Source organism: Lysobacter terrae, from assembly GCF_054782215.1.
Genome location: NZ_BAAGSX010000001.1, coordinates 662,135 through 681,711, shown reverse-complemented (window position 1 = coordinate 681,711; position 19,577 = coordinate 662,135). Strand labels below are relative to the sequence as shown.

General features: G+C 65.6%; 15 protein-coding genes and 4 tRNA genes. 9 read left to right on the top strand and 10 right to left on the bottom strand.

The features are described from left to right. Window positions 1-113 precede the first annotated feature (113 nt). From ACYVJ8_RS03320 to ACYVJ8_RS03310, 3 genes are all read left to right on the top strand, one after another. The gene (locus tag ACYVJ8_RS03320) at window positions 114-1,376 is read left to right on the top strand and encodes a patatin-like phospholipase family protein (protein WP_460709462.1); all 1,263 of its coding nucleotides are present in this window, start codon (window positions 114-116) and stop codon (window positions 1,374-1,376) included. Window positions 1,377-1,885: 509 nt separating this feature from the next. After that, the gene (locus ACYVJ8_RS03315) at window positions 1,886-2,422 is read left to right on the top strand and encodes a phasin family protein (protein WP_460709461.1); all 537 of its coding nucleotides are present in this window, start codon (window positions 1,886-1,888) and stop codon (window positions 2,420-2,422) included. A gap of 215 nt (window positions 2,423-2,637) precedes the next feature. Then, on the top strand, window positions 2,638-3,591 hold the full coding sequence (locus ACYVJ8_RS03310) for a restriction endonuclease (RefSeq protein ID WP_460709460.1): 954 nt from the start codon (window positions 2,638-2,640) through the stop codon (window positions 3,589-3,591). A gap of 531 nt (window positions 3,592-4,122) precedes the next feature. On the opposite strand, the gene ACYVJ8_RS03305 is transcribed toward ACYVJ8_RS03310, so the two are convergent. Next, on the bottom strand, window positions 4,123-6,114 hold the full coding sequence (locus ACYVJ8_RS03305; protein WP_460709459.1) for an SDR family oxidoreductase: 1,992 nt from the start codon (window positions 6,112-6,114) through the stop codon (window positions 4,123-4,125). Between the two features lie 177 nt (window positions 6,115-6,291). Between ACYVJ8_RS03305 and ACYVJ8_RS03300 the strand changes: the two genes are divergently transcribed. The 4 genes from ACYVJ8_RS03300 (at window position 6,292) to ACYVJ8_RS03285 (ending at window position 8,315) form a co-directional block, all read left to right on the top strand. Continuing rightward, window positions 6,292-6,549, top strand: coding sequence for an acyl-CoA-binding protein (locus tag ACYVJ8_RS03300; protein ID WP_460709458.1), 258 nt, complete (start codon window positions 6,292-6,294; stop codon window positions 6,547-6,549). A 17-nt stretch (window positions 6,550-6,566) separates the two neighbouring features. Continuing rightward, window positions 6,567-7,193: a TetR/AcrR family transcriptional regulator gene (locus tag ACYVJ8_RS03295; protein ID WP_460709457.1), complete on the top strand. Its 627-nt coding sequence runs from the start codon at window positions 6,567-6,569 to the stop codon at window positions 7,191-7,193. A 59-nt stretch (window positions 7,194-7,252) separates the two neighbouring features. Further along, window positions 7,253-8,101, top strand: a complete 849-nt coding sequence (locus tag ACYVJ8_RS03290) for a hypothetical protein (protein WP_460709456.1) — start codon at window positions 7,253-7,255, stop codon at window positions 8,099-8,101. Window positions 8,102-8,240: 139 nt separating this feature from the next. After that, window positions 8,241-8,315 (top strand) — tRNA-Val (locus ACYVJ8_RS03285). A 354-nt stretch (window positions 8,316-8,669) separates the two neighbouring features. Here ACYVJ8_RS03285 and ACYVJ8_RS03280 read toward each other — a convergent pair. The 3 genes from ACYVJ8_RS03280 to ACYVJ8_RS03270 form a co-directional block, all read right to left on the bottom strand. Beyond that, on the bottom strand, window positions 8,670-12,398 hold the full coding sequence (locus ACYVJ8_RS03280) for a PAS domain S-box protein (protein WP_460709455.1): 3,729 nt from the start codon (window positions 12,396-12,398) through the stop codon (window positions 8,670-8,672). A gap of 246 nt (window positions 12,399-12,644) precedes the next feature. Next, window positions 12,645-13,268, bottom strand: coding sequence for a response regulator (locus ACYVJ8_RS03275; protein ID WP_460709454.1), 624 nt, complete (start codon window positions 13,266-13,268; stop codon window positions 12,645-12,647). Window positions 13,269-13,282: 14 nt separating this feature from the next. Beyond that, on the bottom strand, window positions 13,283-13,630 hold the full coding sequence (locus tag ACYVJ8_RS03270; RefSeq protein WP_460709453.1) for an Hpt domain-containing protein: 348 nt from the start codon (window positions 13,628-13,630) through the stop codon (window positions 13,283-13,285). Window positions 13,631-13,753: 123 nt separating this feature from the next. Between ACYVJ8_RS03270 and ACYVJ8_RS03265 the strand changes: the two genes are divergently transcribed. Beyond that, the gene (locus tag ACYVJ8_RS03265) at window positions 13,754-14,971 is read left to right on the top strand and encodes an EAL domain-containing response regulator (protein WP_460709452.1); all 1,218 of its coding nucleotides are present in this window, start codon (window positions 13,754-13,756) and stop codon (window positions 14,969-14,971) included. A gap of 70 nt (window positions 14,972-15,041) precedes the next feature. Further along, window positions 15,042-15,389 (top strand): arsenate reductase (glutaredoxin), encoded by a 348-nt coding sequence (arsC, locus tag ACYVJ8_RS03260; RefSeq protein WP_460709451.1) that lies wholly within the window; start codon window positions 15,042-15,044, stop codon window positions 15,387-15,389. A 9-nt stretch (window positions 15,390-15,398) separates the two neighbouring features. Here arsC and ACYVJ8_RS03255 read toward each other — a convergent pair whose 3' ends face one another. The 6 genes from ACYVJ8_RS03255 to pgsA form a co-directional block, all read right to left on the bottom strand. Beyond that, window positions 15,399-17,021, bottom strand: a complete 1,623-nt coding sequence (locus ACYVJ8_RS03255; protein ID WP_460711010.1) for an FMN-binding glutamate synthase family protein — start codon at window positions 17,019-17,021, stop codon at window positions 15,399-15,401. 29 nt (window positions 17,022-17,050) lie between these two features. Further along, on the bottom strand, window positions 17,051-18,331 hold the full coding sequence (locus ACYVJ8_RS03250; RefSeq protein WP_460709450.1) for a nucleotide sugar dehydrogenase: 1,281 nt from the start codon (window positions 18,329-18,331) through the stop codon (window positions 17,051-17,053). 50 nt (window positions 18,332-18,381) lie between these two features. Further along, window positions 18,382-18,468: transfer RNA gene (locus ACYVJ8_RS03245), tRNA-Leu, on the bottom strand. Window positions 18,469-18,580: 112 nt separating this feature from the next. Beyond that, a tRNA-Cys gene (locus ACYVJ8_RS03240) sits at window positions 18,581-18,654 on the bottom strand. Between the two features lie 123 nt (window positions 18,655-18,777). Then, window positions 18,778-18,853: transfer RNA gene (locus tag ACYVJ8_RS03235), tRNA-Gly, on the bottom strand. Between the two features lie 100 nt (window positions 18,854-18,953). Then, on the bottom strand, window positions 18,954-19,547 hold the full coding sequence (gene pgsA, locus ACYVJ8_RS03230) for a CDP-diacylglycerol--glycerol-3-phosphate 3-phosphatidyltransferase (protein ID WP_460709449.1): 594 nt from the start codon (window positions 19,545-19,547) through the stop codon (window positions 18,954-18,956). Window positions 19,548-19,577 lie beyond the last annotated feature (30 nt).

The following is a 19,577-nucleotide window of genomic DNA, read 5'->3' as shown; positions in this document are numbered from 1 at the left end:
GCATTCACCCGTCTGAAACGTCGGCATCGGCGACGTCGGCATCGACTACCTGCGTCCCGTTCCGGGCGCACCGGGTCGGCTACACTCGGCCGACTCCATCCCCTCCCGTACGCATGCTGTCCTTCCACACCGCCCGTCAGAGGGCGCGCAAGGCTTCCGATACGCATCCGCCCCGCATCGGCCTGGCCGTCGCCGGCGGCGGCCCGATCGGCGGCATGTACGAGCTGGGCGCCCTGCGCGCGCTGGACGAGGCCATCGACGGCTTGGATCTGTCGCGCCTGGATTGCTACGTGGGCGTCAGCAGCGGTGCGTTCCTGGCCGCCGGGCTGGCGAACCGCATCGGCACCGAGGAGCTGTGCCGGATCTTCCTCACTGGCGACAGCGACGATGTGCATTTCCGGCCGGAGACGTTCATGCGACCGGCCTTCTTCGAATACATGCGCCGTGCCGCCGCGCTGCCGCGCCTGGCCACGGACTGGTGGCGCGAGCTGTTGACCTCGCCGGGGCTGTTCTCGGCGGGCGAGCTGCGCTGGCCGGATTTCCTGACCCGTTTCGGCGGCCTGGTGCCGACCGGGTTCTTCGACAACAGCGAAGTGGAACGCTTTCTGCGCGATGTGTTCACGCGTCGCGGCCGTAGCAACGACTTCCGTCAGCTCGATGCGCGCTTGTTCGTGATCGCCGTCGATCTCGACAGTGGCGAGGCGGTGCGCTTCGGCGCCGGCCAGTGGGAAGACGTACCGATCTCGCAGGCGATCCAGGCCAGTGCGGCACTGCCCGGCCTGTATCCGCCGGTGGAGCTGCGCGGTCGCCAGTTCGTCGATGGTGCCCTGCGCCGGACGATGCACGCCTCGGTGGTGCTGGAACGCGGCATCGATCTGATGCTCGGGGTCAATCCGCTGGTGTCATTCAACTCCGGTGTCGACTCGGGCATGGGTGCCGCCAGTCCCGGCCGGCTCGCGGCCGGCGGTCTTCCGGCGGTGCTGTCGCAGACGTTCCGCACGCTGCTGCAGTCGCGCATGCAGATCGGTCTGGCCAAGCACCAGCAGCAGTTTCCCGACATCGACCAGCTGATCTTCGAGCCCAATGCGCAGGATGGCGAGCTGTTCTTCACCAACGCTTTCAGCTTCGCCAATCGCCAGCGCATCGCCGAGATCGCCTACCGCAACGTGATGGCCGATCTGCGCAATCGCGCGGAGATACTGGCGCCGGTGTTGGCCGCGCATGGCCTGCGCGTGCGTGCGGAGGTCGTCGGCGACTCGCAGCGTTCGATCCTCGATGGCCTCAAGCCGCAGCCGCGCAAGACGGAAACCACGGCGCGCCTGCATCGTACGCTTGACGATATCGATGCGCTGATTGCTTCGCGCAACGTTCACTGAGTCCTCTGGGCTTCGGTGGGACGCGCTACCCGACGGGACGGGGGTGCTCCGCCCCTCCGGACGGCATCCCTGCCTTTAGTCGGGGCCGCGGACCATCCTGGTCCGCTCTCCGCACCCCCATCCCATCGGGCAGCGCTTACCGCGAGCGTGCAGCTCGCCGCTTCGGTCACACGCTCTTCTTCTCCCCGCGAGCGGGGAGAAGATGCCCGAAGGGCAGATGAGGGGGCGAGCGAAGCGAGTTGCTTTTGCCTTTGCCAACGCGCCCGAGATGTATGGGAGGGCAGGCGGCGCTGGTGGGTAGGCGCGACTGTCAGCGGCATGGATGCCGCTGACCAAGCCTCCATGGACGGATTCACGGCGTGTCGCGACTGCCCACCGGCGCCGCCTGCCCGCGCCTGCATGCATGCATGCAACACGCTGCAGCACGAATGTCCGCTTAGCTTGGTGTGAAAGCTCTAGACAACACCGCGATCTTGCAGCCATCACCCACCTCCCTTCCGGGATCCGCCATGGCCAAGTTCAAGAAGACTGCGAAGAAGACTGCCGCCCCCACCAAGCGCACGACCAAGACTGCGTCCAAGAAGGCCAGCGCCGCGCAGGCCGAACAGCTGTCGAAGACCTTGAGCGAATCCGCACAGCAGGTATGGCTCGCGGGCGTAGGCGCCTTCAGCCGCGCACAGACCGAAGGCACCAAGCTGTTCGAAGCGCTGATCAAGGAAGGCCTGAAGCTCGAGCACAACGCACTGAAGTTCGCCGGCGGCCAAGCCGACGCCGTACGCGGCGCAGTCGAAAGCAAGGTGGGCCAGGCGCGCGAGCGCGCGACCGACACCTGGGATCGCCTGGAAAAGGTTTTCGAAGACCGCGTGCAGCGCGCGCTGACCCAGCTCGGCGTCCCCGGCCGCGACGATCTTGCCGAACTGACTCGCAAGGTCGACTCGCTGACCGCCGAACTGCGCAAGCAGAACGGCAAGCCGGCCGCGAAGACCGCGGCGAAGACGGCCCGCAAGCCGGCCGTTCGCAAGGGCCGCGCCACGCCTTCCGCCTGAACCTCGCGCCGGGCGCCAGCATCGTCCTGAATCGGCGCCAGTAACGGGCAGTTTCCGCCCGCCAGTCCAACCGAAACGCAGCTCCCCTCCCCTTGCGATTCGGACTGGCGGGCGTTTTTATGCGCGATCGATTTTTGCGCAACCGCTGACGTCCTTCACGTTCTCGCCCTTGGTGCCGTGCCGTATAGTCTCGGCCTCGAACTCTCGGGGGCACCATGTCGGCTTCGTCGCTTCTGCTCGCAACCATCGTGACCGTAGCGCTTGGCGGCGCGGTTTCCGCCTGGCTATGGCTGGTGCTGCGTCCGCGTGTGGAACGCGATGAGGGTCTGAAGCTGCTCGCGGCCATGCGCTGGCGCGAATTCTCGCGCCTGGTCGTGGATGGCCTGCGCAGTCGCGGCTTCGAGCCCGAAGCGGTGGAAGAAGCGGCCGAGCGCGGCCAGGATTCGGTGATCCATCTCAAGCGCGAGGGCCGGGAATGGCTGCTCGCCTGCAAGCACGGCCTCAACTACCGCATCACCCAGACCATGGTCGCGGATATGGCGGATGCGATCCGCTTCCACGGTTCCGCGGGTGGCGTGGTCGCGACGCTCGGCGAGTCCGATGCCGATGCGCGCAGGGGCGTGGCCGGCACGGTCCAAGTCCTGGACGGCAACGCGCTATGGCCGCTGGTGCAATCGCAGTTGTCCTCGGGCGTGCGCGACGAGCTGGCCGCCAAGGCAACCGGGGCCGCGACGCGGCACATCGCGCTGGCCTGGGCGGGCGCCGCGACGCTGGGACTGGTCACCGCACTGACGGTTCCCGTGCCTGCCAGTGCGCCCGCCGATACGACCGTCGTAGCCACGACTAGCGCAGCGCCGTCTGCGCCGGTCGCCGCTCGGCCTGCACCAGTGGCCTCGGGCACCACCGCGGAAGCCGTGGCACCGGTGAGCGAGAACGAGGAGCGCGACGAGGTGATTCGCATGGTCACCACGCTTCCGGGGGTGGAGCGGGCGATGTGGAGCACGCGTTCCACTCTGCTGGTCTATCTCACCGATGAGGGTGCCGACCCGGTTCGCGGTGTTTGCGATATCGTCGTGAAGTACGACGCGCTGCGCACCTCGCGCGTACATCTGCAGCCGCCGACTGGGGCTACGCGGCCCGCGCGGTTTTTGCAGTGCGCTACGTTTTAGTGGCTAGCTGACTTTCGTAGCGCATCCCGCCAAAGCGGGCGCCGAAGCCGACATCGCTGATGCATGCACCTGCGGGGCAGGCGGCGCCAGTGGGGCTGCGTGACACGCCGTGAATCCATCCATGGAGGCTTCTCGGCGGCATCCATGCCGCCGACAGTCACGCAGCCCCACTGGCACCGCCTGCCCCCGACACATCACCGATGCGTTGGCGAAAAGCGAAGCTCGAAGAGCGAATTGCCAGCAATTACCGCTTTTCTTCGAAGCGGCGATCTGCACGCTCGCGGTTAGCGCTGCCCGCCGGGATGGGGGTAGCGGAGAAGCGGACCAGGATGGTCCGCGACCCGACTTAAAGGCATGGATGCCGTCAGGAGGGCGGAGCTACCCCCATCCCGGCGGGCAGCGCGTCCCACCGAAGTCGACGACGTTAGACAGTCTCGGAGTGCCATCCGTGGCGCATTGCCGCGCGGCATCCATGCCGCGCCAGAAAATCCGCACAAGCCGCCAATAAGGCGGCTTGTAAGCGCGGGTTTTCTACCAATGAACCCCTCGCATCAGCGCAGCGAACGCGATCTGCTCGTTGCTCGGCTGCGCCTCTCCCTTGAGCGCGGCCCTGTCGCCCTTCGCCGCCGCCGAATCGGGGAACAGTTCGAAGGCGGTGCTCATCACGACTTCGTACGCCTTCGGGGCCACGGCATTGATCACCGAGGCGAAGATGCCCAGGCGCGTCGCGATGCGGCTGGGACGTTCGATGATGCCCTTCACCACCAGGTCCGCGGCTTCGTCCGGCGTCAGCGTCGGCACGCTCTCGTACATCTTGGTCGGCGCGATCATCGGCGTCTTCACCAACGGCATGTTGATCGTGGTGAAGGAGATGCCCTTGCCGGACAACTCGCCCTGCGCGCAGCGGCTCCACGCGTCCAGCGCCGCCTTCGACGCGACATATGCCGAGAAGCGCGGCGAATTGGCCAGCACGCCGATCGAGGAAATGTTGATGATGTGGCCGCGACGGCGATGGGTCATGCTCGGCAGGAAGCCCATGATCAGGCGCAGGCTGCCGAAGTAGTTCAACTGCATCGTGCGCTCGAAATCGTGGAAGCGGTCGTAGCTCAGTTCGATCGAACGGCGGATCGAGCGGCCGGCATTGTTGATCAGCACATCGACGTGGCCATGCTCCTTCAGCACGGTCTGGATCAACCGGTCGCAGTCGGCCATGTCGGCAAGGTCGGCGGTGTAGGCGAAGACCTTGCCGCCCGCCGTCTTCATCGCGTCGCGGGCCTTGAACAGTTCCTCTTCGCCGCGCGCCACGATCACGGTGATCGCGCCCGCTTCGGCGACACGCTGCGCCGTCGACAGGCCGATGCCCGACGAACCGCCCGTGATCACCACGACCTTGCCCTTGACCTTGCCCTTCAGCGAGCGATCGACGAACAGGTCCGGATCCAGGTGGCGTTCCCAGTAGTCCCACAGCCGCCAGGCATAGCCGTCCAGCGGCGGCACCTTGATGCCGCTGCCGCGCAGGGCGCGCTCGGCCTCGCGATTGTCGAAGCGCGTGGGATATGTGATGAACTTGAGCGTTTCCTTGGGAATCTTGAAGTCGCGCAGCAGCATGCCGATGAAGCGCTTCACCGGCGGCAGGTTGCCCACCGCGGCGCGGATTCCGCCGGGCACGAAGGCGAACATGCGCGCGTCGATGCGCATGGTCATCTCCGGCGCGTGGCCGGCGCGCGCGAAGCAATTGAGCACCTCGCCCACGCGCATCGGTTCCGGATCGGTCAGATGGAAGCAATGGCCGTCCAGCTTGGGCTTGTGCGCGATGTGGTCCATCGCGTCGACGACGTAGTCGACCGGGACGATGTTGATGCGGCCGCCTTCGATGCCCAGCGTGGGCATCCATTGCGGCAGCATTTCGCGCATCTTCTTGATCAGGGTGAAGAAGTAGTACGGGCCGTCGATCTTGTCGATCTCGCCGGTCTGCGAATGGCCGACCACCATGCCGGGGCGATAGATGCGCCATTTGATGCGCTTTTCCTTGCGCACCAGGCCTTCGGATTCGTGCTTGGTGGACAGGTACGGATCGTCCAGGCCTTCGGCCTCATCGAACATGTCCTCGCGGAACACGCCCGGATACAGGCCCGCGGCCGCGATCGAACTGGTGTGGTGGAAGCACCCCGCACCAATGGCCGCGGCCAGGTCCAGCGCATGCTGGGTCCCGTCGATATTGGCCGCACGCTGCGAGGCGGCGTCGGCGCTGAGGTCGTAGATCGCGGCCAGGTGGAAGAAATGCTTCACCTTGCCGGTCAGCGCCTTGACCTGCGCGGCGCTGACGCCGCACTTGGCCGCGGTCATGTCGCCGGGGACCACCACGACGCGCTTGGGGTCCCATCCCATCTTCTTGGCGATGGCATCGAACTTCTTCTGCGAATCCTTGCGCACCAGCACGTGGATCGTGCCTTTGCGTTCCAGCAGCTTGCTGACCAGATAGCGACCGATGAAACCGGTGGCACCGGTGACGAAGTAGCTCATGCCCCTGCTCTCCCGAGAACAGCCGGCGCGATGGTGTGTGCGAAGCGAGCGCCGGCCTGCGGCTAACGTTGCCAGAGGCCGCCGCGCCCCACAATGCCCTCCCGTATTGACCGTGCAAAACGCCCATGCTGTGATGCCGCGTCCGTCTCGTCCCGTCCTCTGCATGGAGCCGCCGTCATGGCCGATCTGAAGTCCCAATTCGAACAGGCCGCGAAGGACGTCCACGCGCTGGCCGAGCGCCCCGACAACGACACGCTGCTGCGCCTGTATGCGCTCTACAAGCAGGGTTCCGAGGGCGACGTGTCCGGTGCGAAGCCGGGCTTCTTCGATTTCGTCGGCACCGCCAAGTACGAGGCCTGGGCGAAACTCAAGGGCACCGGCCAGGACGAGGCGATGAAGAAGTACGTCGACCTGGTCAAGAAGCTGCGCGGCTGAGGCGGGACTGACGATCGATGGCCCGGCAAACCCGCCAGCGCATCCTCGATGCCAGCCTGGCCATGTTCAACGCCCAGGGCGAACCCAACGTCACCACCAACCACATCGCCGATGAGCTGGAGATCAGCCCCGGCAACCTGTACTACCACTTCCGCAACAAGGACGACATCATCGAGCAGCTGTTCGCGCGCTTCGAAGAGCGCATGGACACCGCGCTCGCCGCGCCCGAAGGCCGCCTGCCCGGGCTGGAGGACATCTGGCTGCAGTTGCACCTGGTGTTCGAGGCGATCTGGGACTACCGCTTCCTCTACCGCGACCTGGTCGAGATCCTCAGCCGCAACCGCCGCCTGCGCCTGCGCTTCGCCCGCATCCTCAAGCGCGCCGACGAGCAGGCGCATGCGGTCATGCGCGGCCTGTCGCAGGCGGGCGTGATGCGCGCGTCCAGCGCGGAACTGGCCGCCACCGCGACCAACGTGCTGGTGATCGCGACGTTCTGGCTCAATTACGCCTCCGCGCGCGGCGACAAGGACGAGCACGAAGCCATCCGCGCCGGCATCGTCCAGGTGATGATGCTGCTGGCCCCCTTCCTACGCGACGCCGAACGGCTGCACCTCAACAACCTGACTCGCGCCTACGTAGATTGATCACGCCCACCCGGCCACGCCGCGCGGCGGCGGGCGCCGGTCACTGACAGGAGTTCGCCATGGCTGCCGCCAAATGGGCTGCATTTCCCCTCGATGCCAAGGGTTTCGCCTATGCAGGCGACGCGCTGAAGAAAGCCTGGCCGCAGCTGCACGCCGGCGACTGCGAACCCTTCCCCGACGCCAAGCACGCCGCCGTGCTGCTCAAGGCCGCCGGCAAGGCCGCGCCCAAGCTGGATGCCGACGCGTTGTCTTCGGCGCTCCAGGACGCCTGGCGCGCGTTCCATCGCGGCGACTTCAAGCTGGCCTTCGAGACCGGCGAAAAGCTGGGCCCGGTCGGCGCTTCGGTCGCGGTCAAGGCCATCGGCATCCATGCGACTTATCTGGTCGACAGCGAGGCCGAGAAGCTGAAGCGCTTCGAACAGGCCGCTAAGCTGGCCGAAGCCGCGGTGAAGGCCCTGCCCGACGAAGCGAACAGCCACTACCGCCTCGCCTTCGCTCTCGGCCGTTACAGCCAGGGGCTCTCGATCGTGAAAGCGTTGAAGGAAGGCATCGCGACCAAAGTGCGGACCGCCCTGGATACGACGCTCGAACTGGCGCCCAAACACGCCGAAGCGCACACCGCCATGGCCGTGTACCACGCGGAAATCGTCAACAAGATCGGCGCGCTGATCGGCGGCATGACCTACGGCGCCAAACCGGCCGAAGCCGAAAAGCACATCAAGACCGCGCTGAAACTGACGCCCGCCTCGCCGATCGCGCATATCGAGCACGGCAACGTACTGATGCTTCTGTACGGCGACAAGAAGGAAGACGACGCCGCAGCAGCCTACGAGAAGGCCGCCAAGGCCAAACCGGCCGACGCGATGGAAGCGCTGGACGCCGCGTATGCGCGGGATCAGATCGAGTAATTCGGGTCTCGCCGCCTGGGAATTCGTCGAAATTTGTCAGGCCAGAACCCCGGTGCGGGAAATTTCGGGTCGCGACGGGTTGATCCCCACGGCCGCAGCCCCTAAAATGCGCGGCCCAGCATCGCTCCGGCGACGCATCGGGCGGTTAGCTCAGCGGTAGAGCATTGCCTTCACACGGCAAGGGTCGCAGGTTCGAACCCTGCACCGCCCACCATCGAATCAGCACAAAGGCCACCTGCGAAGGTGGCCTTTGTCGTTGCAGGAGGTCGTGATTCCCGGGGCCTCGACGGCCTCAGTCCTTGGGATCGCAATGCTTGTCCCGGGCGGCGTGCGCCGCACGCATGCGTCGCGCGATCCACAGCGCTAGCGCGGTCAGCACACTGGCAATCATCGATTCCCCCGAGACGACGTACTCATTACTGCCTCATCGGCCCATTCAGCGGACGGCGGCCGCAGCCGCCCTGGCTGGCCATCCGGGGATGATAGGGGTGCTACGGGAGCCGGCGATATTGGGAAAATGCTTAGCCCCGCACCATCCGGGCGGCCGCTCGCCCGCCCGCGACCGCGGTTATCGCAGCTCCGGCTCGATCCACCGTTGCAGGACCGCCAGCAGTTCATCGGGATCGATGGGCTTGGCGACGAAATCGTCCATTCCGGCCGCCAGGCAGCTTTGCCGCTCTTCCTGCATCACGTTCGCCGTCATGGCGACGATGGGCAGCCGCTCGTTCGACTTGAACAGGCGTATCTCCCGCGTTGCCGTCAATCCATCCATCACCGGCATCTGCAGGTCCATGAGCACCAGGTCGTAATAGCGCTCGTGCACCAGCCGCAACGCCTGGCCGCCATCGCCGGCGACGTCCACCACCAGGCCGGCGTCGCCGAGGATGGCTTTGGCGACTTCCTGGTTGAACTCGTTGTCCTCGACCAGCAGCACGCGCACGCCATGCAGGGACGAATCTTCGTGCGCCTCCCGCAACTTGCGCGGCCGCGCGGTGCGTCCTTCGTCGCTGCCCATGCCGATGCGCGCTGTGAACCAGAACGTGCTGCCCTTGCCCAGCTCGCTCTCGACGCCCAGCGTGCCTCCCATCAGTGCGACGAGATTCTTGGAGATCGCCAGGCCGAGGCCGGCCCCGCCGTAACGACGCGTGGTGGAACTGTCGCCCTGCCTGAAAGGCTCGAAGATCAGTCCGATCTGCTCCTGGCTCAGTCCGATGCCGGTGTCCTGCACGCAGAAGCGCAGCAGCAGATCGCGCTCGCTGCGTTCGAGCACCTCGACCGCAATCCGGATCGCGCCCTGCTCCGTGAACTTGATCGCGTTGCTGACGTAGTTGATCAACACCTGCCCGAGGCGCAGCCGATCGCCCACGATGTTCGCCGGTACTTCGGGCGCCAGGTCGAAAGCGATGGGTAGGCCTTTCGCGATCGCCTTGTCGGCCACCACGTCGGCGACGTTGCTGAGCAAATCCTGCATGGCGAAGCAGGTATTTTCGACGGTTAGCTTGCCGGCCTCGATCCGGGAAATATCGAGTACGTCGTTGAGCACGCTAAGCAAATGCTGCCCGGCGATCTGGATCTTTTCCAGGTACTCGCGCGTGGCAGCGTCGGTGCGGCCTTTGAGCGCCAGATGCGACATGCCGAGAATGGCGTTCATCGGCGTGCGTATCTCGTGGCTCATGTTCGCCAGGAAGCGGCTCTTCGCGGCGCTGGCGGCATCGGCCGCAAGCTTGGCGCGCTTGAGTTCGTCCTGGACCCGCACCCGCTCGGTCACGTCCTGCGTGGTGCCGCTGACATGGAGCGGCGCGCCACTGCCGTCGTAATACATGCGGCCGCGCGATGACAGGCAGTGCACGCTGCCATCGTCCCAGACCGCGCGATAGTCGGCCGCAAAAGATTCGCCCTGTAGTGCGGCCGCGATGGCTCCCGCGACGCCTTCGCGGTCGTCCGAATGGACCCGCTCCAAGAGCGCCTCGAGGCTCACCGACATGTCCGGGGGCAGTTCGAACATTGCCAGGGTGTGCTCCGACGCACTGAGCGTCTGGGTCTCGACCATGTATTGCCAGGTCCCCAGGTCCCCGCCTTCGATCGCCAGGCTCAGCCGGACCTCGCTCTCGCGCAGCGCCGCTTCCGCCCGCTTGCGCTCGGTGATGTCGCGGACCCAGGTGACGATGAGCGTGCGCTCGTCGTCCTCGGCCAGCGAGGCGACGACCTCGACATCGCGCAACGAACCGTCGCCGCGCCGGTGCCGGCTCTCGAACGCATAGGGACGATTGCTGCTGCGCAGGATCTCAAGCGTTGGCGCCATGCGCTCGGGAGGAAAATCCGGATCGAAGCTCAGGATGTCCGCGCCGATCACCTCCCGCATGGGGCGCCCCAGGTGTTCCAGCGCGGCCGGATTGGCGTAGACGATGGAGCGGTCCTGCGGATCGATCCACAACACCGGGCCTGCCGTCTCCACGACCTTCCGGTTGAAGAGGATCCGTTTCTCCGCGCGCCGTCGCAGGGTGACGTCGTCGAACGCGAACTGCAGCAGCTGCCGGCCCTGATGTTCGAAGCTCATCAGGTGCACGCGCGCATCCCAGGTTTCGTCGCTGGGCCGCTGGTGCAGCCATTCGAAGATATCCATATTCTCGGCCAGGGCGGCGGCGACGTGGCGCGCCATGGCGGTGCGGGATTCGGTGCCGTCGTACTGGCAGGCGGGCGAGAGTTCGGACGGGCCGGCTTCCAGCAGCTCTTCGCGGCTCATCAGGCCGTGCAGGCGCACGGCGGCGTCGTTGCAGTCGATGAATCGGTCCTGCTCGGGGTCATAGACAGCCATCGCCCGCTGCGAGCCCTGGAACAGCAAGCGATTGAACGCCTCGCTTTCCTTCAGCGCCTCTTCGGCGAACTTGCGCTTGGTCACATCGCGCACGATCACCAGCAGTCCCTCGCGGCTCTGCAATTGGATCGCCTTGATCACCAGTTCGGCGGAGAACTGCTTCGTTCCGCCGCGCAGATGCAGCCATTGCACATGCACGGCGTCGCCTTCCATCTGTACCGGCAGGTCGGTCGGCAATGGTTTCGAGGCTCCATGCAGGAGATGGTCCACAAGGAACTCACGCAGACGCCTGCCCAGGGCCACGCTGCTTTCGCCACAGGGCTGCCATCGTGGCGTCAGCGCCGGATCGGTCAGGTGGCGGCCGATCAGCTCCTGCTTCGAGTTCACGCCGTACAGGCTTGCCGCCGCATGGTTGGCGTCGACGATGCCGTCTTCGGTGACGAACAGGTAGCAGTCCGGCGAACGTTCCCACAGCGTGCGGATCTGCTCCATCGCCGCGCGCGCCTGCTGCTCGGCCTCGCGGCGGCGGGTGATGTCTATGGCGATGCCGCACAGCGAATACGGGTTCCCGACGCCATCCAGCAATGGGAACCGGGTGCTCATGAAGATACGGGGGCCGTCTGCGCCGGGCACCTGCTCCTCGACCTCCACCGCGTTTCCGCTGGACAGCACGTCGGTGTCGACATCTCGGATGCTCTCCGCCGCATCCTGCGGAACGGCCTCGATATCCTTGCGGCCGATCGCGGCCCCGGGCGGCAGTTTGAAGAATTGATCGTAGGCGCGGTTGGTGAGCACCAGCCGGCCCTGCAGATCCTTGACGAAGACGATCGCGGGATATTCGTCGATGACGCCCTGGATCAATTGCTGAGCACGACGCTCGCGCCGCGTGGTGTGGAAGAGCAGCCACGACAAGACGATGCCCAGTAGCAGGCACACGACGATCGAGATCGCGACGATGGCGACGATCCAGATGTACTCCTGTTTTGCCGCTTCGTTTTCCTCCCGAGCTACGCGGGATTGCAACTCGATCAGGCGCAGCAGCTCGGTCCGCAGCGCCTTCGACGCATCGAAGAACCGACCTGACTGCACGGCGGGAATTGCCTGCGTACGCTGCACAGAGGGACGTTGAGCAAAGAACGTCTTTAGCTCAGCGTCGGCGCGCTGCACGAGACGCGCCTCTTCCGGCGTCAGGTACGTCTCCAGGTATGCCGCCCAGATCGCCACCGTCCTGCGTGCCGCGGCGTCGGCGTGCCGCTGTCGTGCCTGGGCGCTCGCGACGCTGGCTTCGTGCACGTCGGCGGTGATGATCTGAACGCCATCCAGCACCTCGGCCAGATACCCGGATGCGACGACACGGTCGGCATAGACCGTATTGAGACGTGCTTTCGCGTTGTGCAGGCCGATGATGCCGACGACGCCGGACAGTGCGGCGATGACGAACGGCAAGGCCAGCAGCAGCGTGAACTTTTCAGCGACTCTCACACCCTTCCCCGCATGTTCCCCAACATGGTCGCCGGACGATGTCGTCCGGTGCGCCCGGCTCGATTCGCAGCGACATATGCGTGGTCAGCCAAAGGCGCTAGCAAGCTAGTCCTTTCCTGCCCCGCACAGAATCGGGAAAAGTCTTAGGCCGCAGCGTCCCGGCATCGCCTCGGCGCAACAGTTCTAGGGGCGGCTTCTACAAGCCCGCGGGCCGTCTGCCGGGCGGGTTCTGCGCTGCGCTGACGGTCAGCTGAGCAGGTAATCCAGTCCGTGTGCCGCCAGGTAGGGCCCGATCTCGGCATTCGAGCGCAGGCCGAGTTTGTGCAGCGCGTTGTACTTGTGCGTGGTGACGGTCTTGTAGCTGCGCCCGCTGTCGATGGCTATCGCCTGCAGGTTCTCGCCGCGGGCAATCTGCAGCAGGACCTGCCGTTCGCCGCTGGTGAGCTGGTGCCAGGGGTGCGTACGCGCGGAATCGATGTCGAGCGCGGGATCTTGGAACGTCCCGCCCGTGGACACGATCCGGATCGCATCGACGGCGACGTTGGGGCCGCTGGATTTCAGCACGTAACCCTTCGCGCCCAGATCGAACGCGGCCAACGCCAGCGACGGATGCATCTGCCCCGTATACACGACCACGTTCAACCCCGGCTCACGCGCGGTGATCGTCTCGAGCAGCCTGACGCTTTGGAGTTTGCCCGGCATCTGCAGGTCGAGCACCAGCAGCTGGTACGAACCATCCAGGCGTTCCAGCAGCGCATCGCTGTCGCTGACCACCTCGATGCTGGTGTCCTCACCGGGAAACACCGCCTTCAGCATCTCGCTCAAGGCGATGCAGATGATCGGGTGATCGTCCGATATCAGAATCCGCATTCGTCCCGTCCCACTCAGTTCTCCGTCGCCAGGTATCGGACGACCCGTTGCTCTACTCGCGCCAACTCCTCGCGCACTGCCCGGAAGGCCGTCGCCCGGTCATCTTCTTGCGAGGACAGCGCCGTTTCCATGGCCACCGCGGCCTCCGCCGCCGCGTGCTCGCCGATCTGCCGGCACGAGGACTTTAGCTTGTGCATCAGCCGGCCGATTTCCGCCCAGTCCTGGCCGGCAAAGGCGCCCTCCAGCCGTTCGCTATCTGCCTGTGCGACGCGCAGGAAGACCTCGAGCGTCCGGCGGATCCTCTCGCGATCGCCGTGGAACAACTTGCTCAACGGTTCGAATACCGGCGCGTCGTCCGTCATTGTTGCCCCTTGGGCTTCAGCGCGGTTCAGTCGGGGCAGTGTACTCCGCCGACCCGCCACCCGAACTGCTATTGTCCGCTCCTGGGCAGGCCATGCCCCGCCCGTGACGAAGGCCGCACCGCCATGCTCTGGCCCCACCTAAGCGGATTGAGGACGCTGGTCGTCGACGACGACCCCCTCATGGTGGAGGTCGTCTCGATGGTGCTGCAGGACCTGGGCCTGACCGTCGTCGCGGTCGCTCTCGATGGCACCGCCGCGCTGGAGCGACTGAGTTCGTCGCCGATCGATCTGCTGGTCTGCGATCTCAACATGCCCGGCATGGACGGCATCCGGCTGCTCAGCCATGTCGCCTCGCTGCCTGCACGTCCGGCGATCCTCCTGCTCAGCGGCGAGGACCCCCGCATCCTCGAAGCGGCGCGGCAGTTCGCCGAAGCAAAGCAATTGACGATCATCGGCGCGGCGTCCAAGCCGGTGACGTCGGAGTCGCTGATCGCCCTGTTGCAGGCGTTCCGGCGCACAGAAGAACAGCCGGTACAGCGCCCGCGTACGATCGTCGGCTGCCAGCAGATCCGGTTGGGCCTGGCCGACCACGCCGTGCGCCTGGCCTATCAACCGAAAGTCGATCTCGTCGACGGCCGGCTCATTGGCGTAGAGGCGCTCCTGCGCTGGAACGACAGCGAGCTCGGCGCCGTGCCGCCGCCGGACATCGTGCGCGCCGCGGAAGGCTGCAGCCTGATCGACGAGTTGACCATCGGCGTGCTCGCCTGCGCGGTGCGCGATCGCGCGGCGCTCGCCGGCAACGGCATCGACACGAACATCGCCTTCAACGTGTCGATGCACAATCTGCACAGCCTCACCATCGTCGAGCGCATGTCCGAGCTGGTGATCGCCGCCGGCGACCAACCCAAGCACTTCACCGTCGAAGTGACCGAAACCCATCTCATCGAAGACCTGAGCTCGGTACTCGAGGCGTTGCTGCGCCTGCGGCTACAGGGCTTCAAGATCGCGATCGACGACTACGGCACGGGCGCGGCGACCATGCAGTTCCTGATGCAGTTGCCGAGCACGGAGCTCAAGATCGACCGCACCTTCGTTACCGCCGCCACCAAAAGCGAATCCGGTCGTGCGCTGTTGCAGTCCGCGATCGACCTGGGCCTGCAACTGGGCCAGGACGTCATCGCCGAGGGTGTGGAAACCGCGGGCGAAGCGCGGCTGCTGCGACAGCTGGGCTGCCGCTTCGCACAAGGCTATTACTACGCGCGGCCGATGACATTGGATGCCTTCACGGCGTGGATCGCGCAATATCGCCAGTCCGCGACACAGGCTCACGTTCGGGAGTGACGCGAGCACCGCGTGCGCTTGTCATAATGCGCGGTGCCACGGCACGACCTTCCACCTCAGGACCGCCTCGATGGACACCCGCCTGTATCACAACCCGCGCTGCTCGAAATCACGCGGCGCTCTGGAAATGCTGCAGGAACAAGGCGTCCAGCCGCGCGTCGTCGCCTATCTCGATACGCCGCCGACCAATGAGGAGTTGCACGCCTTGTTGCAGATGCTGGATCTGCCGGCGCGTGCACTGCTGCGCAGCGGCGAAGAAGAATACGTCGCGCTGGGCCTCGCCGACCCCGCATTGACGGACGATGCGCTGATAGCGGCGATGGTCGAGCATCCCCGCCTGATCGAGCGGCCGATCTTCGTGCATAACGGTCGTGCGGTGATCGGGCGTCCGCCTGAACGCGTCCTCAGCCTGCTCTGAGCAACCGCGTCAGCGCGACTTGCTGTCGCGCATCCGTCGCACTCGTTCCGGTGCGGAGAACGAATCGCTGCGCGCTTCCGCCCAGAACGCCTTGAATACCGCGTGGTCGGGCACGCGCAGCAACAACTCGCCAGGTTCCAGGAAGTGATACAGCGCCGCCTGCGAACGCACTTCGATCGGCGACACGCGGCGCAGAATGTGCTCCGGCCCGAGTTGCCCCGGATGCTCCAAACCCGCCGCCGCCAGCAGATCGCGCAGCGCCTTTAGCGTGTTCTGGTGGAAGTTGAATACGCGCGTGGCCTTGTCCGGCACGTCCAGGTGGCTCCAGCGCGACGGGTCCTGCGTCGCCACGCCCGTCGGGCAACGATCGGTGTGGCAGCTCAACGACTGGATGCAGCCGAGCGCGAACATGAAACCGCGGGCCGCATTACACCAGTCGGCGCCGAGCGCCATCGTGCGCGCGATGTCGAACGCGCTGGTGACACGGCCCGCCGCGCCGACGCGGATATTGCCGCGCAGATCCAGGCCCACCAGGGTGTTGTGCACGAGCATCAGCGCCTCGTGCATCGGCACGCCGACATGGTCGATGAATTCCGCCGGCGCCGCACCGGTACCGCCCTCCGCGCCGTCGACCACGATGAAGTCCGGCAACAGTCCGGTTTCGCGCATCGCCTTGGCGATGCCGAACCATTCCCAGGGATGCCCGATCGCCAGCTTGAATCCGGTCGGCTTGCCGCCGCTGGCCTCGCGCAGGCGCGCCACGAATTCGAGCAACTCCACTGGCGTGTGGAAAGCGCTGTGCTGCGCCGGCGACACGCAATCGATCCCCATCGGCACGCCGCGCGTCGCCGAAATTTCCGCGCTGACCTTGGCCGCGGGGAGCACGCCGCCGTGCCCGGGCTTGGCGCCCTGCGACAACTTGATCTCGATCATCCGGACCTGCGGATCGCGCGCGCCATGGATGAAACGGTCGAGGTCGAAGTGTCCCTGCTCGTCGCGGCAACCGAAGTAGCCCGAACCGATTTCCCAGACCAGATCGCCGCCGTTTTCACGGTGATAAGGCGAGATCGAACCTTCGCCCGTGTCGTGATAGAAGCCGCCCAGCTTCGCGCCCCGGTTCAACGCGCGGATCGCATTGGCCGATAGCGCGCCGAAACTCATCGCGGAAATGTTGAACACGCTGGCCGAGTAAGGCTGCGCGCTGTTTTCGCCGATGGTGAGGCGGAAATCGAAGGACGCCGGATGGCTGGGGGTCAGCGAGTGGTTGATCCATTCGTAGTCGATGCCGTACACGTCCTGCAGCGTGCCGAAGGGCCGCGTGTCGTTGACGGATTTCGAGCGTTGATAGACCAGCGCCCGCTGCTGGCGCGAGAACGGCGTCTCCGCCGTGTCGGACTCGATGAAGTATTGCCGCATCTCCGGCCCGATCGACTCCAGGCCGTAGCGGAAATGCGCGAGCACCGGATAGTTGCGCCGCAGCGTGCTGCGCTTCTGCAGGAGATCCACCGTGCCCAGCAATGACAGCAGGCCGAACACGGCTGCACCGAACCACCAGGCGCCTCCGCTCCATGCCGCCAAGGCGAGCGAAACGGCGAGAAGCAGGAGACTGGCGACGTAAGCGGCGTAGCGCATGGACACGGACAGTCCTCCGTTCAATTGGACTAGAGCCGCGCGTCCACCGTGTCGCGCGGATACAGGCTCTTGATGTCGTAGAGCAATGCGCCGGGCCGGCCGAAACGGCGCGCACCCTCCGCACCCAGCTCACGATATTGCTCGTGGGCAACCGCCAGCACCACCGCGTCGTAGCGGCCGGGCTGCGGCTCATCCGCGAGCAGCTCCACGTTGTATTCGTGGCGGGCGGTGGCCGGATCGACCCAGGGATCGTGGATGTCGACCTGCGCGCGGTATTCGCGGAAGCGCTGGGCCAGCTCAACGACGCGGGTATTGCGCAGGTCCGGACAGTTTTCCTTGAACGCCATGCCGAGGATGAGGATGCGCGAACCGGCGACGGCGATGTCGCGCTGGATCATCAGCTTGATGACCTCGTTGGCGACGTGCTCGCCCATCGCATCGTTGATGCGGCGACAGGCCAGCAGGATGTCCGGGTAGTAGCCGGTCGCCTGCGCCTTCTGGATCAGGTAGTAAGGGTCGACGCCGATGCAGTGGCCGCCGACCAGTCCGGGACGGAACGGCAGGAAGTTCCATTTCGTCCCGGCCGCTTCCAGCACTTCGGTGGTGTCCAGACCCAGGCGCTGGCAGATCAGCGCGAACTCGTTGATGAAGGCGATGTTGGCATCGCGCTGGGTGTTCTCGATGACCTTCGCCGCCTCGGCCACGCGCAGGCTGGAGGCCTTGTGCGTGCCGGCCTTGATGATGCTGCGATAGAGCGCATCGACGAAGTCGGCGGCTTCAGGCGTAGAGCCGGACGTCACCTTCGGAATATCGGCGAGGCGACGCTCGCGGTCGCCCGGGTTGATCCGCTCGGGGCTGTAGCCGACGAAGAAGTCGACGTTGAACCGCAGGCCCGAGACTTCCTCCAGCTGCGGAACGCAGATCTCTTCGGTCGCGCCGGGATAGACGGTGGATTCGTAGATCACGGTGTCGCCGCGCTGGAGCACGCCGCCGATGGTGCGGCTGGCTTCGATCAGCGGCGTGAAGTCCGGACGCTTGTGCACGTCGATAGGCGTCGGCACGGTGACGACGTAGACGTTGCAGCCGCGCAGGTCTTCGACGTCGGCGCTGAAGCGCAGCTTCGCCGCGGAGCGGATCTCGTCGCCGCTGCTCTCGTGATTGCCGTCGCGACCGTCGCGCAGTTCCGCGATGCGTTGCGCGGCGATGTCGAAGCCCAGCGTGTCGTACTGCTGGCCGAATTCGATCGCCAGCGGGAGACCGACGTAGCCCAGGCCGATCACGGCGATGCGTGCGTTGCGGGGATCCAGCATTCGACCTGCCTAGTTCGCGTTTGACTCAGGTCGGTGGTGGCCAACCCGTTTGGTGCCTGGGGCGGGACTCGAACCCGCATGGGGTCGCCCCCGGCGGATTTTAAGTCCGCTGCGTATACCGGTTTCGCCACCCAGGCGCGGCCACAAGCTTACTCATACGAGAAAGCCCGGCAATGCCGAGCCAAAAGTCCGGCATTGCCGGGCCAACGAATTTCGACAAAAAAGCCCGGCAAGCCGGGCTTTGAAATCTGGAGGCCGAGGTCGGAATTGAACCGGCGTACGCGGATTTGCAGTCCGCTGCATAACCACTCTGCCACCCGGCCGGATGACGCTTTGTAACGCTTTCGGATTCTGTCACACCGCGGGGGTTTCGCAAGCCTGCGATTGCAAAGCTCGCTGCGACTACCGGAAAAAACGAAGCCCCGCGAACGGGGCTTCGTGAAAACTGGAGCGGGAAACGAGACTCGAACTCGCGACCCCGACCTTGGCAAGGTCGTGCTCTACCAACTGAGCTATTCCCGCAGAGGAAGCGCCATTTTAGGCATGGAAACGAAAGTGTCAACACCTGAATGCAGGTTCGTTTACTTCGCCTGCATCGATGGCGCCGGCGCCGCCGCGGTCCTCAGGGCCTGCGGGCGTCTTCGCGCAAGGCGGGCCACGCCGCGCGCAGATACGCCAGGCCCGACCACAGCGTCAGCAGCGCCGCGACCGCCAGCATCCAATCGCCGATGGTGAACACCGGCACCGTCAGCGTGCGGCCGGACAAGGTGATCTGCAGCGGTTCGAAATACAGCAGGAAGGTCAGCGCGACCATTTGCACGATGGTCTTGATCTTGCCGATCGCGGCGACCTTCACCCGGGCGCGCTGACCCAGCTCTGCCATCCATTCGCGCAAGGCGGATACCGCGATTTCGCGGCCCACGATCACCGCGGCCCACAACGCCATCCACGGCGTCGGATGCTTCTGCACGATCAGCAGCAGCGCGACCGCGACCATCAGCTTGTCCGCGACCGGATCGAGAAAGGCGCCGAAGGCCGAGGACTGGTTGTAGGCGCGCGCGATCCAGCCATCCAGCCAGTCGGTCACCGAGGCCAGCACGAATACGAACGCCGCCGCGAAATTGGTCCACTTGTAGGGGAGATAGAACACCAGGACCAGCACCGGAATCAGCAGGATTCGCAGCAGGGTCAGGATGGTCGGTACGGTCAACTTCATCAGGACGGAGGGGTTCGGACCTAGGGTCAG